The organism is Methanoculleus formosensis (genome assembly GCF_025384765.1).
GTDB classification, from domain to species: Archaea; Halobacteriota; Methanomicrobia; order Methanomicrobiales; family Methanoculleaceae; genus Methanoculleus; species Methanoculleus formosensis.
In genome coordinates this window covers 61,552-76,214 of sequence record NZ_VHLL01000003.1, presented here as the reverse complement: position 1 = coordinate 76,214, position 14,663 = coordinate 61,552, and the positions used below count along the sequence as shown (strand labels likewise).

Sequence of the window (14,663 nt, the reverse complement as noted above, 5' to 3'; positions counted from 1 at the left end):
TTCGGCACAACCCAACAGAGTTATGCTGCGTGATTTTAATGCTCGAGGATGAATATACGCTCGATTATTTCAGGTCAGAAGGGTTTGAGCGGAAGGTCTGCAAGAGTTGCGGGTCGGCCTTCTGGACCCGGGACCCCGAACAGGAGTTCTGCGGCGACGCCCCGTGCGTGACGTACAACTTCATCGGCAACCCGGTCTTCAGGCCCCATACTGTTGATGAGATGCGGGAGGCGTTTCTCTCGTTCTTCGAGCGGCACGGTCATACACGCCTCGAAAGATATCCCGTAGCCGCCCGGTGGAGAGACGATATCTACCTCACCATCGCGTCTATCGCCGATTTTCAACCGTTCGTCACGAGCGGAGTCGTTCCTCCGCCGGCAAACCCGTTGACCATCTCTCAGCCCTGCATCCGCTTGAACGACCTCGACTCGGTCGGGAGATCCGGGCGCCACCTGACGCTCTTTGAGATGATGGCACACCACGCCTTCAACACCCCGGAGGAGCAGATCTACTGGAAGGACGAGACGGTCGCTCTCTGCGACGAGTTCATCACGTCCATCGGCGGCGATCCCACCGGTGTCAGCTACAAGGAGCACCCCTGGTACGGCGGCGGGAACGCCGGGGCGTCCGTCGAGGTGCTGATCGGCGGTCTTGAGGTCGCGACGCTGGTCTTCATGAACCTCGGACGGCAGAAGACCGATCAGCCGCCCGTCGACGTGAACGGGGTGCCTTACTACCCGATGCGGCTGAACATCGTGGACACCGGCTACGGCCTTGAGCGGTTCGTCTGGGCCTCGAAGGGTTCGCCGACGATCTACGATGCGGTCTTCCCGGAGATGGTGAGCCGCCTGACGCGTTCGTCTCACCTCGAGAACCTCCTCGACAGCCCGGAGTTCACGAAGATCATGGGGCTCAGCGCCCGGTTCGCCGGGGTGATGGACATCTCCGGGACGAACCTCCATAACCTCCGGAGGAAGGTCGCGGAGGCTATCGACGTACCCGTCGACCGGCTGGAGCGGATCGTCGTTCCGATCGAGAAGGTCTACTCGATCGCCGACCACACCCGCTGCCTCGCCTATATGCTCGGGGACTGCATCGTCCCCTCGAACGTCCGCGAGGGCTACCTCGCACGGCTCGTGCTTCGCCGGACGCTCCGGATGATGAACGACCTCTCGATGGACGAGGATCTCGCCGACCTCGTGGAGGCGCAGATGCAGGCCGTGGGGGTCGAGACCTTCGGGCAGGAGGTCGATAGAGTCCGGGAGATCGTGGAGAACGAGGAGGCGAGATACGCAAGCACCCTTGAGCGCGGGACCCGGATCGTCCAGAAGATCGCCCGGAACTACAGGGCAAAGAGTTCCCGGGTTCCCCTCGATGAGGTGATCACCCTCTACGACTCGCACGGCATCCCGCCTGAGATGGTGAAGGAGGTCGCTGCCGCCGAGGGTGCCGTCGTGGAGATCCCCGACAACTTCTACTCGCTGATCGCCGATACACACTCGGAGGCGCAGAAAGAGGCGAAGGGAGATGACCCGCTCGATGCCTACCGCGAGCGTGCAGCCTCCCTCCCTCCGACGAAGAAGCTCTACTATGAACTGCCCTGCGAGGTCGAGTTCGAGGCGATGGTGCTGGATTACTTCGACGGGACAGTGGTGCTCGACCAGACGCTCTTCTATCCCGAGGGAGGAGGCCAGCCGTCCGATACCGGCACCCTGGTGGCGCCCGAGAGCATGGTGCGGGTGGAGGAGGTCGTGAAACTCGGTGAGGTGATCCTCCACCGGGTGACGGGCGGCCCCCTGAAGCGCGGTGAACGGGTGAAGGGTATGGTGGACGAGGAACGCCGGCGGTCGCTGATGCGTCACCACACGGCGACCCACGTTCTCCTGCACGCCGCAAAAGAGGTGCTCGGCGTCCATGTGCACCAGGCGGGCGCCCAGAAAGGAAGCGAGGTGTCCCGTCTGGACGTCCGGCACTACAAGCATATCACGCCTGAAGAGCTCAAGCGGATCGAGATCGAAGCGAACCGACTGGTCATGGTCGATACACCGGTCTACGTCCACCTTGAGGAGCGGACGAAGGCCGAGCAGAAGTACGGGTTCGGCCTCTACCAGGGCGGCGTCCCGCCGGGTCGTGAGATCAGGACGGTGCAGGTCGGTGCCGATGTCCAGGCGTGTGCGGGAACACACGTCCGGGCAACCGGCGAGATCGGGCCGATCCGGGTCCTCGGCGTCGAGCATATCCAGGACGGCGTCGAGCGACTGGTCTTTGCGGCCGGTGTCGCCGCCGTGTATGCCATGCAGCACCAGGCCGATCTCCTCCAGGAGTCTGCCGACGTGGTGAGCGTCCAGCCCGAGAACCTGCCGGCAACGACGGCGCGGTTCTTCTCGGAATGGAAGGAACAGAAGAAGGAGATCGAGCGTCTCCAGAAGAAAGTGGTCGACCTCGAGATGCAGAACCTCGACGGCGAGGTGGTGGACGGGGTCCGTGTCGTCGTCAGAACGCTCGATGCAACCCACAAGGAGCTCGTCGCACTCGCCACGACTGTCGCTGAAGAGGGTGGCGTGGCGCTCTTTGCATCGAGCGACGGAGCGGTGAAAGTAGTGGCGACGTCGGGCGCCCCGGCGGTGAACGCCGTCGAGATCGTGCGCGAGGTCTGCGGCATCCTCGGCGGGAAGGGCGGCGGCAAGCCGAACCTTGCACAGGGCGCGGGCACGGACGCCTCCCGGCTCGAAGAGGCGCTCGAGTACGGGCGCAACCGGATCATTGAAGCACTCCATGGCGAATGATGTCGTAGTTATCCAGCCGGGCGATGAGCAGGCACAGAAGATCGCCCGGGCGATGGCGAGCCAGACGGCAAACGCGGTCATCCAGGCTTTCGGCAGCGGGCCGCTGACGTCCTCAGAGGTTGCCCGGCGGATGAAGATCCCCATCACCACCGCTTCGTACCACATCGATAACCTTCTTGCCGCCGGACTTCTCGAGGTTATGGAGACCCGCTGGAGCGAGAAGGGCCGCGAGGTGAAGGTCTACGGGCTTGCGAACCAGGTCTTCATCATCGCGCCGCCGGTGAGCGACCTCCGGTCGGTGCTGAAGAAGTACACGACGCTCTTCGGGATCGTCGTCCTCGCAAGCATCGGGCTCTGGTCGATCCTTCCGGCGGTGCTGCCGTTCGACGGCGTTACGCCTGTCTCAAGGTCGGTGACCGGCAACGGGGATAACTACCCCGGGGAGGAGTTCTCGACGCTCCAGTCTCCCGTTCCCGATGCCGCCGGGGCGCTGCCGGTTCACGATCTCGTGATGGGCTTCTTCTTTGGCGCCTGTGCGGTGCTGCTCGCGCTCTTCATCTACGAGGCCTACTACTGGTGGCGCACATCCCCGCGCTACCGGATGGAAGAAGAGGAGGACTAAAAAAGGTCCGGGAAAAGAAGGTTTCAGGGGGTCTTTACCGCCGCCCTCCTGCAACTCCTGCCTGTGGTTGTTTTCCCGTTCCTGCTTCTACTTTTGCCCCGCACCGGGGACATCGCGTCTTCTTCGGGTTGATCTCCGCTCCGCAGCTGTAGCATTTCGGCATGGCATATCACCACACTGAGCCTGATTGGGTCCTGATACCATAAGGTTATCTCATGACAAATCCGGCAATAATCTCGGTTGCAGAGAGAAAACGATTGGGAACGTGGGTGGAACGCGGTTTATAGGGGCCTCACGGCGCTCCTCTGCTCGCGCGTATGGCGGGCGGAGATCCGGGTACCGCGCTCTACCGTGCGATCAGTGTCTCTGGTTCTCCGGTTCTCCCTGTTATTTCAGATAATATCTCCAGATATTGGTTTTATGAGACTTTCTGTGTCCGGCATATATTTGAATATGGATAATAATATATCACCCGCTCGTCAACCATAATCCATGCTCGGTGCCGTCCCAGGTATCGACCCGGAGTTCTTCTCCCTGGTCGTCGTCCCGGTCTTCATCTTCCTCGCACGTATCTGTGACGTCACCATCGGGACGATGCGGATCATCTTCGTCTCCCGCGGGATGAAACTGATCGCCCCCATCCTGGGGTTCGTCGAAGTCTTCATCTGGATCATCGCCGTCGGCCAGATCTTTCAGAACCTCACGAACCCTCTCAACTACTTCGCCTACGCGGCCGGGTTTGCCACCGGGAACTACATCGGGATGCTTGTCGAGGAGCGGCTGGCGATGGGGCTCGCGCTCATCCGGATCATCACCCAGCGCGATGCGACGAACCTCATCGACTACCTCCGTGCGGCAGGCTACGGGGTGACCGTCCTCGACGCCCAGGGGAAGGTGGGCCCGGGCAAGGTCATCTTCTCGGTGGTCAAGCGCAAAAACATGCGCGACGTGGAGGACGCCATCCATGAGTTCAACCCGAAGGCCTTCTACTCGATCGAGGACATCCGGCGGGCGGCGGAAGGGACGTTTCCGGCAACCGTGCCGGGCCCGACACCATTCTCCTTCGGAAGGGTCATCCGGAGGGGGAAGTAAGCCTTTTGTAGGTTATCGGGGTGCTACAGGACTGTTTCACACCCCTGTTTTCCCACTGTCCATGAGGGGACACTGATGTCTCACGCGAAGCCGTCAAATCTGGAGATGCAGGCTGTCTCCGTCGCACCCTGCGGTGAAGTCGCCCTTCGCGGCTTCGCGTAAGATAACCGGGATGGGCAACAATACGGCCTCACGCGAAAGACGCGAAGCCGCGAAGGGGAGTTACAGATAATTATGCCGAACTTCGCGTTCTTCGCACCTGACGGTGCTCGAACTCCTGCCCAGAGGGCCGTCGTCCTTCGCATGAAAACTCGATACGTTTTGAATGAGTGTCCCGGTCCCGGCGGCGTAATCTTATGCAAACCGCCGGATGCCCGCGAGCGGCGGGAGGACGACCACTTCGCCGTCGACCTCCACCACGGGCTGGAGGCTGCCCGCATCCACGCGGCGGAGGATGGGGGAGAGGAAGTCCCGGCTCCTTGCGTAGTTCACCACGACGCCGGGGGAGAGTGGGTTGAACGCCGGCATTACGAGGAGGTCCTTCCCGTGGGCCACGCCCCGGCCGTAGAGGAAGCAGGGGAACCGGGCAAGGTCGATCTCGATCGCCGGGTGGTCGTGCCCGATGATGAGCGTCCCGTGGTCGTCGACCGCCTGATCCCCGTGCACCACCGTGTAGCCGCCGCGATCGTAGCGCTCGACTGTCCCTCCCATGATAGCGGGGAGCATGACGTCGTGCGATCCCCGGACGAGGACGACCTCGCACTCCGCCCGGAGCGTCGCAAGGACCGTCGAGAGCGTCTCCTTCACGCCCCGGCTCACCCGGTCAAAGGCATGGAAGATGTCCCCGTCAAGGACGAAGACCTGCGGAGCGAACCGCTCCAGAATCGCCTCGAACCGCTCGAGGAGCGTCTCCTCCTCGTGGAGAGGAAAGTGGAGCCCCTGCCGGTAGAGCGCCTCGGAAAGCCCGATGTGGACGTCGGAGACGACGCAGAGGGACTGCTCCCGGACAAAGAGCGCGCCTTCATAAAAGCCGAACCGCGAGAGGAGATCGGCCTCCGTGACCACGTTCATGCCGCCGCCCCGCCTTCGATGCTGCTCATCACCCGGCGCTGGAACTCGCGGAGCATCGAGAGTTTGTCCTGCGCGTAGACCGCGTCGGAGACGCCGAGCGTCGCGATCCCGAACGCGAGCGGGCTCGGGGACGCGGCGCGGGTCATGACGACCTCGATATCGCCCGCGCCGATCCCGTCGACGATCCGCCGTATGTTCTCCGCCTCGAACCGGTCCTCGATCACCTCCCGGTAGGTCTCCCGCATCACGGCGAAACCCGGGAGGCGTTTTGCAAACGAGATCAGCATGTCGGCGCTCACCTGCTGGCGCCTGGCGCTCCTCCGCCTCCCCATGTAGTTACGGAGGATCATGAACGACCGGGCTGCGTTGATCCGAAAGACCCGTTTTATGAGCTGGGTGTCCCCGACGGCCTCTGTGAGGATCTCGCTACACTCGTCGGCCCGGATGCCCCGGAGGATGCGTGCGGGATCGACCTGCTTCTCGAGCGGGATCGAGACCAGAAACCCGGTGTCGCTGATCCCGACCGAGACGTTCGTCGTCACGTCCCGGGCGATCATGAAGGCGACGATCCGGGAGAACCCGTCATTGAACCGCAGCCCGTAGTTGGTCATGAAGTAGTAGAGCCTGCGCTGGTTTTCCCGGTCGACCTGCTCCTCGATGACGATCCTCCCGGGCGTGGGGACGGCTTTGTCGCCCATATAGAGCACCTGCTGCTCGAAGATCGCGCAGATGCTCCGGGCGCTGTTCTCGTCGATGGGATAATCGGCGAGGAGAGTCTCGACGACCTCTTCCGTTCCCGCCGTCTCCAGCGCTCGGAGCATCATCTCCTTGAACCGGAGGACGTGCAGCCCGAGGTCGAACGAGAGCGGGAGTTTCTCCGAGAACCAGCTCGGGATCGTCGGCCGGTCGGTCGTCGGGTCGACATAGAGTTTTCCGCCCCGGCGGTAGGCGAACCGGTAGCGCCGACCGCCGAGGACGAAGACGTCGCCCTTGTTCATCCGTTCCAGATACTTCTCGTCCAGGTTGCCGGCAAAGACCCCGTCACGGGTGAGGACGTCGCAGGAGAACTCGTCCGGGATCGTCCCGGAGTTGAGGAAGTAGATCATCCGGGCGTTTCTCCCCCGTTTTCGCACGGTTCCGGTCTCCTCGTCGTGCCAGATCTTCGCGTAGATCCGTCGCTCCTCGAGCCCCGCGTACTCTCCGGCGAGGTAGCGGACGACGCTCATCAGGTCTTCCTCCTCGAGGTCCCGGTAGCAGTACGACCGGCGGATCACGTCGAGCATCCGGTCGATCTGCGCTTCGCCCTCAAGTGCTATCCCGAAGACGTGCTGCGCGAGAACATCGAGGCAGTTCTCCGGGATATGGATCCTATCCACAAACCCGTTCTGCCCCTCCCGGAGCATCACCGCACACTCCACGAGTTCGTCGCGGTCGAGGACGACGATCCGCCCTTTCACCACCTCGCCGAGACGGTGGCCGGCCCGCCCGACCCGCTGGAGGAGCGCCGCGACGGACTTCGGGGACCCTACCTGGAGGACGAGGTCGACGTGGGGCATGTCGACCCCGAGTTCGAGCGACGTCGAGGTCGTCACCACCTTCACCCTCCCGGACTTGAGCCGCTCCTCGACGGAGAGCCTCCCCTCCGTCCCCATCGAGCCGTGATGGCATCCCGTGTTCTCCTCCGTATACCACTCAGGATAACGGACGCGGAGGTTGTGGAGGATCCGTTCGGCACCGTTCCGGGTGTTCGTGAAGACGAGCGTATTGCTGTGTCCCTGGACGAGACGGTGGATCGTCGAGTAGAGGTGCCGCGCGAGGTCTTCGGGGGTGGTGTCGATCAGGTCGGAAACCGGGCAGAGGAGTTTCAGGTCGAACTCCCGGGCGAACCGGGTGTCGACGATCTCCACGTCGCGTCCGGCGCCGACCAGGAATTGGCCGACCTCGGCGAGGGGTTCGATCGTCGCCGAGCAGCCTATCCGCGTAAAGCCGCCTCCCGTCTCCTTCACCAGTTCTTCGAGCCGTTCAAGGCTCACCGAGAGGTGGACGCCGCGCTTCGAGCCCGCAAGGGAGTGGATCTCGTCGACGACGACCCACCTGACCGTCCGGAGGCTCTCACGGAACTTCGGGGAGTTCAAGAGGATCGCGAGCGTCTCGGGGGTTATGTTGAGGATGTGCGGGGGTTTTCGTGCCATCTTCGCCTTATCCGCCCGCGAGACGTCCCCGTGCCGGATGGCATGGCGGAGCGGAGTGTGGTCGATCCCGCGCTCGCTGGCGACCCGAGCGATCCCGTCGAGCGGCAGGCTGAGGTTCTTATGGATGTCGTTTGCAAGCGACTTGAGCGGCGAGATGTAGAGGCAGTAGACGCTGTCTTCGAGTTCGCCTGCCCGCGCCCGGACGAAGATGTCGTCGATGATCGCGAGGAACGCAGAGAGGGTCTTTCCAGACCCGGTCGGCGAGCAGATGAGGACGTTCTTTCTCTCGTGGATGAGCGGGACCGCCATCCGCTGCGGCGGGGTGAACCGCCCGTCCAGTTCTTGTATGCACCATTCCCGTACGTTCTCGTCGAGGAGATCGAGGATCTCCTCGTTCGAATGCTTTTCCGGCCGCTTCTCCATCCTGTTACCTCTTGTCGTCCCTTGAGTCCCGCCGTGCGCCCTCCCGCATATGGATGCGGGGCGCGGCAGGTCCGCGTAATCCCTGAATTTGCCCCTAATCCTGGAGAATTTACCTGCATCGATGCTTTGGGGCATCGGATTCGTGGTATCATGCTGCAGAACTAGTTTTTGGCAGCTGTAATCCTTCAGTTGCGGCCGAAGTGCCGTGCCGAATTTTGTATGTATTTTGCAACCATAAACAATAGTCTTTTGCATCTTGGGAAGCGATCTTTCGGGGCGGGCGGATGATATCATGCGGGTTTATTGCGCTTAAATCAGGTTTTTAGTCTGTTTCAGCGGCATTGGAACCTCCGGGGCAATCGGATGCATTACCCCGACCCTTTCTCTGCAGGATGGAGTTTACTGCCGCCATTTCAGGCAATACTTGCCTCCTCTCCCGCGCCGGCCCCGCTACCCCGGGAGGAAGAGGATAGCTGCCCCCTCCCCGGGCGTCTGGGATATTCTAATGTAGGTTCTCGTGAAACCTAACAGTGGAATTACGATGACAAATCACCCGGTTAAGAACATGATGCGGTTGATGGCGACCAAGATCCGGACGATCGCGGATGTGATGTCCGACGAAGAGATCGATACGCTCCTCACCGAGATCCTGAATGCAAACCGCATCTATACCATGGGCGCCGGGCGCTCCGGGCTTGTAGCGAAATCGTTTGCCATGCGCCTGATGCACCTCGGGCTCTCCGCATTCGTCGTCGGGGAGACCGTGACCCCGGCCATGAAACCGGGAGACGTCATTATCGTCTTCTCCGGATCCGGCGCGACCAAGACGGTTGCGGATATCTCGGAGACTGCAAAGGAGATCGGCGGGAGGATCTGCCTCATCACCTCGAAGAAAGACTCGCGGATCGGGCGCATCGCCGACTGCATCGTCATCATCGAGAGCCAGCGGGACAAGGTGGCCGACGAGTCTGCGGAGTTCGAGATCCGGCAGATGATGGGCGAGCACAAGTCGTTCGCGCCGCTCGGCACCATCTTCGAGACGACCGCGATGGTCTTTGCGGACGCGATCATATCGCGGCTGATGGAGATCACCCAGTGCCGGCCCGAAGACCTCCAGTGCCGCCACGCGAACATCGAGTGAGGGGAATCATGAGCGAACACAGGTATGCCGACCGGGTCCGGTCGGTGGAGATGTCGGGCATCCGCAAGCTCTTCGAAGCCGGAGGGCCGGACGCGATCAACCTCGGCATCGGGCAGCCGGACTTCGATACGCCCGACCACATCAAGATGGCCGCGATCGCCGCCATCCGGGAGGGGAGAACCGGTTACACCCCGAACGCCGGGATCATTGAACTCCGGGAGGCTATCTGCGAGAAACTCGCGCGCGAGAACAGCCTTGCCTGCCGGCCGGAGCAGATCCTGGTCACGGCGGGAGGAAGCGAGGCGCTCCACCTCGTGATGGAGGCGCTCGTCGACCCGGGCGACCGCGTCCTCTTCACCGACCCGGGTTTTGTTTCCTACGCCGCGCTCGCGACCATTGCCGGCGGAAAGCCCGAAGGTGTCGGGCTCGATGCAACCCTGCACATCGACGTCGAGCGGGCGAAGGAGCAGATGGACGGTGCACGGATCTTCGTCCTGAACACCCCGGGAAATCCGACAGGCGCCGTTGAGAGCGAGGAGTCGATCCGCGCCCTCGTCGAGTACGCAAACGATCGTAAGGTCACGGTCGTCTCCGACGAGGTCTACGAGCACTTCGTCTACGAGAAAGAACACTTCAGCGCGGCCCGGTTCGGCGACGACGTCATCACCGTCAACGCCGCGAGCAAGACCTACGCCATGACCGGGTGGCGGGTCGGCTACCTTGCAGCGCCCGAGGACTATATCCCGGAGTTCCTCAAGGTGCACCAGTACGCCCAGGCGTGCGCGACCTCGATATCGCAGTATGCGGCGGTCGCCGCCTACACCGGCGACCAGGAGCCGGTCACGCGGATGCGGAGTGAATACCGCGCCCGGCGCGACCTCCTCTACGACGGCCTCACCGATCTCGGGTTCGATTTCCCCCGGCCGGAGGGCGCGTTCTACATGTTCGTCCCGATGGGGCGAAACCTTATCGAGAAGGCCATTGATGCGGGCGTCATCATCGTGCCGGGTTCGGCGTTCGGCTCGAGGGCCCCCGAGTACGCGCGCTTCAGCTACGCGACCTCCCCGGGGAACCTCTCCCGTGCGGTCGAGCGTCTCGGAAAACTGATGGAGTGAGAGAAAAATGGTGAAAGAGTTACTCAGGAGACTCTCGGACGCCCACGGCGTCTCGAGCGATGAAGGAAACATCAGGGAGATCATCCGGGCGGAACTTGCGGGTGTCGTTGACGAGATCCGCGAGGACACGATGGGGAACCTGATCGCCGTCAAGCGCGGCGACGACTTCTCGATCATGCTCGCCGCCCACATGGACGAGATCGGCCTGATGGTGCAGTACATCGATGAGAAGGGGTTCATCCGGGTCGTCCCCATCGGGGGATGGTTCGGACCGGTGCTCTACTGTCAGCGGGTGGTTCTACACGGGAAGAACGGCCCGGTCACGGGCGTTCTCGGCGCAAAGCCCCCGCACGTGATGAAGGAGGACGAGCGCAAGAAGGAGATCAAGATCGAGAATATGTTCGTCGACGTGGGCGCGACGAGCGAGGAGGAGGTGAAGAACCTCGGGATCGAGATCGGCACGGCGATCACCATCGACCGCGAGTACACGGAACTCGCCGGCACCCGTGTCACGGGCAAAGCGCTCGATAACCGGGTCGGCGTCGCGATGCTCATCCGGGCGCTGCAGCAGGCGAAGTCGCCTCATACGCTCTACGCCGTCTTCACCGTCCAGGAGGAGCTGGGGCTCAAGGGCGCGAAGGTGAGCGCCTATTCCTTGGACCCCGACTGCGCTATCGCGACCGATGTCACCATCCCCGGCGATCACCCCGGGATCGAGAAGAAAGACGCGAGCGTCGAGATGGGCAAGGGGCCGGTCCTCGTGATCGTCAGCGCGAGCGGGCGCGGGCTGATGGCCGACCCGAGGATGACCGCGTGGCTCCGGGAGACCGCGGAGAAGAACGAGATCCCCTGCCAGCTCGAGGTCGGAACCGGCGGCAACACCGACGCGACGATCATCCACCTGGAGCGGGGCGGCATCCCGAGCATCCCGTTCTCGATCCCGGCTCGCTATATCCACTCCCCGGTCGAGGTGGTCGATACCGCCGATATCGAGGCGGGGGTCCGGCTCCTCGTCGAGGCGTTGAAGAGCAAACCTGCGCTCTGATACAACCCTCTATTTTTGCTCCGGAGAGCCCCTTCTGTTGGAGACCGTACCGCCGCCTCCCCTGTCAGCAACAGCGCAATCGGAATACGGAAGTATCACGTTGTAACGGACAGTGGGACAATCGCCGTGGAGGTAACGACGGGGTGGGAACGCTCGCCGATGTGGCAGAACCATGCCGGTGAGTCTGAAGAATCGGTGTGCCCGGGAGGCGGGATCGTGTCCGGGGTGCGTTTCGGCCCATGTGTGCAGCTTTTTTGTGTTCGCAGGCCTTAACCGCCTTGGCCTGTGAACTTGCTGCATCATGGTGATGCACCCTCTGATTTGATCCCTCTCCCTGGCAAACTCCCCATGGACCTCGAAGGTTATAGTTCTTGTTCGGCCATGAGAATAACAATTGCCCGGCGCCGGTACACGCGCAAGCGTCCGGATCGCCTCATTCCTCGACGAAGATGACCGTGACCGGACACGAATCGGCGGCTTCTACGGCGCAGTCGGCGAGGCCGTCGGGGACCTCCCCCTCTGCGGTGTTGCCGCCGACCCGGTACTGTTCCGTGACCGAGCTCAGGTCATCGGCCGGATCCTGTTCGAAGACGTCCGGACAGAGCGTCCAGCACGACTCGCAGCTGATGCATCCCGCTCTGTCGATGGTAACTTTCACCACACTCCATACCTCCTCTGGATCTCCGGAAGGCACTCTTCCCTGTTAAACGTGACGGAAGCGGATGGCCCGTATGATTTCGGGGTGGAGAAAGTATATCGTTCTCCTGGCCAAATTAGAGAGGAATCATGCAGAATACGGCCTGGATTACTCTGTTCTTTGCCGGGCTCCTGGAGACCGGCTGGGCGATCGGCCTCAAGTATACCGAAGGGTTCACGAAGGTTGGGCCGTCGGTGGCGACCATCATCCTGATGGCCGGGAGTTTTTACCTCCTCTCGCGGTCGCTCACCACCCTCCCGATTGGGACGGCGTATGCTGTCTGGACGGGCATCGGGGCGGTCGGGACGGTCATCGCCGGGATCGTCTTCTTCGGTGAGTCAAGGAGCATTCTCCGCCTCCTCTGCATCTTCCTGATCGTAGCGGGGATCATCGGGCTGAAGGTCTGTTCGGATGCGTGAGAGGCATGGCCCGCGCGCCGGGATATCCTCTTCGATCACGCATCCGGGGGGATTCTGGCGCCTGTCTCGCCGTCCAGTGCATCGAGAAACGCGACGAGGAACGCATGCCTCTCCCGGGCGCTCTCCCGGGCGCTCTCCGTGTACATACGGTCTTTGAGGTTGAGCAGTTTGTCATAGAAGTGGCGGGTTGCATCCTCGATGCCGTGCCCTTGCTCCCCGGCCTGCATGAATGTCCTCACGATCCCGACCGCACCCATCGCGTCCAGGTTGTCCGCGTCGGAGAGCACCCGGGCTTCAAGGGTCTCGGGAGCGATGCCTGAGGAGTAGCGGTGCGCACGGATGGCGTGGACGATGCCCGGGACAAGGTCTGCCGGATAGCGGATGGACTCAAGATACGCCGCTGCCATCCGTGCCCCCTCTTCTTCGTGGGGGATGCCCGTCTCCTCCTCAAGCGGCCGGGTGATGTCGTGGAAGGTGGCTGCCGGGATGAGGACCGCCATATCCGCGCCTTCGCGGGCGCCGAGTCTCTCACAGAGGCGGACGACCCGGAGGGTGTGGTCGAATCCATGCGCCCCTGATGCCGGGAGTGCTGCCCGGACGTGGTCGAGCATTGCGGCGATCTCTTCGTTCATGAGAGATCTATGTTGTGCAAGGACTGAATACTATCCTCTGGCGGGTGCAGATATGTGCGCTGATTTGTCCGGCCGGGTGTATCACAGCCACGCTCTCCTGATATGTCCCGTGACGATCCCACCATTTCTCCGCTTCCTCGAGGCTGAAGGGACTGGCAAACAGAGAGCAGATACGCAGAGAGCCCGATGAAGACCAACGCTCTGAGCATAGTCAGGATAAGCGCGGTCATCCTCTGCGCATTTATTAAAAATCTAAAAATAAAGTGTACTTAGTAACATTTTTATTAAATTACGTAATACATGTGTGCGAGGGTATCACCCCTCAAGATGTATTCCGGATAATGGAAATCGTATCGCCTCATTCCATGTCCAGCTACTGGTGTTCCACTGCACGTTCTTCCTTTCAATAACCTTCTTTTTTCTCCCTTCTATGGCACCATTGGACGGTATACTATCGGTAGTGAAGACAAGAACCGCACCCCCGGACCAGTGCCGATTAACGTACAGGGGTCTCCACCTATGATACGCGGGGCTACCCGTCCAAGCCGATGATCCAGGTGGAATAGGTGATAATCACGGTGTTCGGGGGGTGAGCTTCAAGGCGGTATCGTTGCCCTCCCATGGGTACGTATGGATGGCTGAGATGCGATACCTATTCCATTATGGACGGCAGACATTTCCTTCGAGAGAACCGGTATTCTTTCTCATCAACTCTTCGAGACATTCTCCCGCAAACCCCACCACCAGACCCACGGAGCCCGAGGTGAACGGTGCAACCGCACGGTCGAACCCCGACTCCACCAGCATATCGCGGAACTCTGAAACGGTGGTGAATGCGGGCATATTCGCCTCGCGTTGCGCGACCATTCCCCGGACGACGTCGTCGGAAGCTCCTCTCCGCTTCATGCCCCGGCACCAGATCTCTCTCTGTAGTTCCTCCTCCCAGTCGTCCCCGGCGCGGTAGATGTCCCCGCAGATGAACCGGCCTCCCGGAGAAAGCGCTCGTAACGCCCGGCGGACGACCTGAGCCCGATCCTCTCTTGAGACGTGGTGGAGACAGAGCGAGGTGACGATCGCATCGTAGCGACCTTCCGGCCATGCATCCCGCAGGTCCTGCGCAAGAAACCGGACCCCTCCGAGTCCCGGCTTTGCCGCCGCCATCCTCAGCATCTCCGGGGAGAGGTCTATCCCGATCACCTCCGCATCGGGACACTCCTCCCGGACCATCGTGGTGAGGATCCCCGTCCCGCAGCCCAGTTCGAGAATCCGCCGCGGATGGGAAGGCATGTAATCGATGATGGTGGCAAGGAGGAGGGGTTGGCTCGGGACGATGGCCCTGATGAGACGGTCGTACTCCTCCGCCTCCATGACTCCGTGATCAGGGTCTGGTTCGGTCATCCTTGGCCCTCCAATATGATCTATTCTGAT

12 protein-coding genes are annotated in these 14,663 nt (G+C 61.9%); 7 read left to right on the top strand and 5 right to left on the bottom strand.

Going from position 1 to position 14,663, the window contains the following annotated elements; translation table 11 throughout:
* The first annotated feature begins 38 nt into the window (after positions 1 to 38).
* The 3 genes from alaS (at position 39) to FKB36_RS06840 (ending at position 4,500) form a co-directional block, all read left to right on the top strand.
* The gene (gene alaS / locus FKB36_RS06850; protein ID WP_261597310.1) at positions 39 to 2,786 is read left to right on the top strand and encodes an alanine--tRNA ligase; all 2,748 of its coding nucleotides are present in this window, start codon (positions 39 to 41) and stop codon (positions 2,784 to 2,786) included.
* A complete protein-coding gene (locus FKB36_RS06845) occupies positions 2,776 to 3,408 on the top strand; it encodes an ArsR/SmtB family transcription factor (RefSeq protein ID WP_261597309.1) in 633 nt (210 codons plus the stop codon). Before alaS ends, FKB36_RS06845 begins: the two co-directional genes overlap by 11 nt.
* Positions 3,409 to 3,900: 492 nt before the next feature.
* A complete protein-coding gene (locus tag FKB36_RS06840; protein ID WP_261597308.1) occupies positions 3,901 to 4,500 on the top strand; it encodes a DUF2179 domain-containing protein in 600 nt (199 codons plus the stop codon).
* A 354-nt stretch (positions 4,501 to 4,854) separates the two neighbouring features.
* On the opposite strand, the gene FKB36_RS06835 is transcribed toward FKB36_RS06840, so the two are convergent.
* Entirely contained in the window at positions 4,855 to 5,571 is a 717-nt protein-coding gene (locus FKB36_RS06835; protein ID WP_261597307.1) for a metallophosphoesterase, read from the bottom strand.
* Positions 5,568 to 8,186, bottom strand: a complete 2,619-nt coding sequence (locus FKB36_RS06830) for an ATP-dependent helicase (protein ID WP_261597306.1) — start codon at positions 8,184 to 8,186, stop codon at positions 5,568 to 5,570. Before FKB36_RS06830 ends, FKB36_RS06835 begins: the two co-directional genes overlap by 4 nt.
* A 541-nt stretch (positions 8,187 to 8,727) precedes the next feature.
* Between FKB36_RS06830 and hxlB the strand changes: the two genes are divergently transcribed.
* From hxlB to FKB36_RS06815, 3 genes are read left to right on the top strand one after another with little or no spacing between them, the layout of a single operon-like run.
* A complete protein-coding gene (hxlB, locus tag FKB36_RS06825; protein ID WP_261597305.1) occupies positions 8,728 to 9,327 on the top strand; it encodes a 6-phospho-3-hexuloisomerase in 600 nt (199 codons plus the stop codon).
* Between the two features lie 8 nt (positions 9,328 to 9,335).
* Positions 9,336 to 10,442 (top strand): pyridoxal phosphate-dependent aminotransferase, encoded by a 1,107-nt coding sequence (locus FKB36_RS06820; protein WP_261597304.1) that lies wholly within the window; start codon positions 9,336 to 9,338, stop codon positions 10,440 to 10,442.
* 7 nt (positions 10,443 to 10,449) lie between these two features.
* On the top strand, positions 10,450 to 11,487 hold the full coding sequence (locus FKB36_RS06815) for a M42 family metallopeptidase (RefSeq protein ID WP_261597303.1): 1,038 nt from the start codon (positions 10,450 to 10,452) through the stop codon (positions 11,485 to 11,487).
* Between the two features lie 433 nt (positions 11,488 to 11,920).
* Here the strand turns inward: FKB36_RS06815 and FKB36_RS06810 are convergent, their stop codons facing one another.
* Complete coding sequence (locus tag FKB36_RS06810; protein WP_261597302.1) at positions 11,921 to 12,148, bottom strand: ferredoxin; 228 nt, start codon at positions 12,146 to 12,148, stop codon at positions 11,921 to 11,923.
* A 125-nt stretch (positions 12,149 to 12,273) separates the two neighbouring features.
* On the opposite strand from FKB36_RS06810, the gene sugE reads away from it, so the two are divergent.
* Complete coding sequence (sugE, locus tag FKB36_RS06805) at positions 12,274 to 12,603, top strand: quaternary ammonium compound efflux SMR transporter SugE (protein ID WP_261597301.1); 330 nt, start codon at positions 12,274 to 12,276, stop codon at positions 12,601 to 12,603.
* A 35-nt stretch (positions 12,604 to 12,638) separates the two neighbouring features.
* On the opposite strand, the gene FKB36_RS06800 is transcribed toward sugE, so the two are convergent.
* Positions 12,639 to 13,235, bottom strand: a complete 597-nt coding sequence (locus FKB36_RS06800) for an HD domain-containing protein (protein ID WP_261597300.1) — start codon at positions 13,233 to 13,235, stop codon at positions 12,639 to 12,641.
* Between the two features lie 660 nt (positions 13,236 to 13,895).
* A complete protein-coding gene (locus FKB36_RS06795; protein ID WP_261597299.1) occupies positions 13,896 to 14,633 on the bottom strand; it encodes a class I SAM-dependent methyltransferase in 738 nt (245 codons plus the stop codon).
* Positions 14,634 to 14,663 lie beyond the last annotated feature (30 nt).

Excerpts from the sequence above, each read along its gene's own strand:
- alaS (WP_261597310.1), top strand. The coding sequence starts at position 39 with ATGCTCGAGGATGAATATACGCTCGATTATTTCAGGTCAGAAGGGTTT.
- FKB36_RS06845 (WP_261597309.1), top strand. The coding sequence starts at position 2,776 with ATGGCGAATGATGTCGTAGTTATCCAGCCGGGCGATGAGCAGGCACAG.
- FKB36_RS06840 (WP_261597308.1), top strand. The coding sequence starts at position 3,901 with ATGCTCGGTGCCGTCCCAGGTATCGACCCGGAGTTCTTCTCCCTGGTC.
- FKB36_RS06835 (WP_261597307.1), bottom strand. The coding sequence starts at position 5,571 with ATGAACGTGGTCACGGAGGCCGATCTCCTCTCGCGGTTCGGCTTTTAT.
- FKB36_RS06830 (WP_261597306.1), bottom strand. The coding sequence starts at position 8,186 with ATGGAGAAGCGGCCGGAAAAGCATTCGAACGAGGAGATCCTCGATCTC.
- hxlB (WP_261597305.1), top strand. The coding sequence starts at position 8,728 with ATGACAAATCACCCGGTTAAGAACATGATGCGGTTGATGGCGACCAAG.
- FKB36_RS06820 (WP_261597304.1), top strand. The coding sequence starts at position 9,336 with ATGAGCGAACACAGGTATGCCGACCGGGTCCGGTCGGTGGAGATGTCG.
- FKB36_RS06815 (WP_261597303.1), top strand. The coding sequence starts at position 10,450 with ATGGTGAAAGAGTTACTCAGGAGACTCTCGGACGCCCACGGCGTCTCG.
- sugE (WP_261597301.1), top strand. The coding sequence starts at position 12,274 with ATGCAGAATACGGCCTGGATTACTCTGTTCTTTGCCGGGCTCCTGGAG.
- FKB36_RS06800 (WP_261597300.1), bottom strand. The coding sequence starts at position 13,235 with ATGAACGAAGAGATCGCCGCAATGCTCGACCACGTCCGGGCAGCACTC.
- FKB36_RS06795 (WP_261597299.1), bottom strand. The coding sequence starts at position 14,633 with ATGACCGAACCAGACCCTGATCACGGAGTCATGGAGGCGGAGGAGTAC.